Source organism: Parvimonas sp. D9, assembly GCF_035282565.1.
Taxonomy (GTDB): Bacteria; Bacillota; Clostridia; order Tissierellales; family Peptoniphilaceae; genus Parvimonas; species Parvimonas micra.
Genome location: NZ_JAYKBM010000208.1, coordinates 1 through 253, shown reverse-complemented (window position 1 = coordinate 253; position 253 = coordinate 1). Strand labels below are relative to the sequence as shown.

The 253-nt window shown below is 40.3% G+C and carries 1 pseudogene; it reads left to right on the top strand.

The window, feature by feature from the left end:
* Positions 1-253, top strand: a pseudogene (locus tag VJI94_RS08585) (30S ribosomal protein S12 methylthiotransferase RimO); the annotation flags it as partial.

The following is a 253-nucleotide window of genomic DNA, read 5'->3' as shown; positions in this document are numbered from 1 at the left end:
CTTGCGGATTTATTGATAAAGCCAAAGAAGAGAGTATCAACACGATTTTGGATCAGGTGGAATTGAAACGCAGAGGGAAACTGGATAAAGTATATGTGACTGGATGTTTAAGTGAACTTTACCGTGGTGATCTGGAAGCTGAAATGCCTGAAGTAGATGCCTGGTTTGGAACCATGGAACTTCCATTGATCCTGAAAAAATTCGAAGCAGATTATAAATCTGAATTAATAGGGGAAAGGTTGCTCAGTACGCC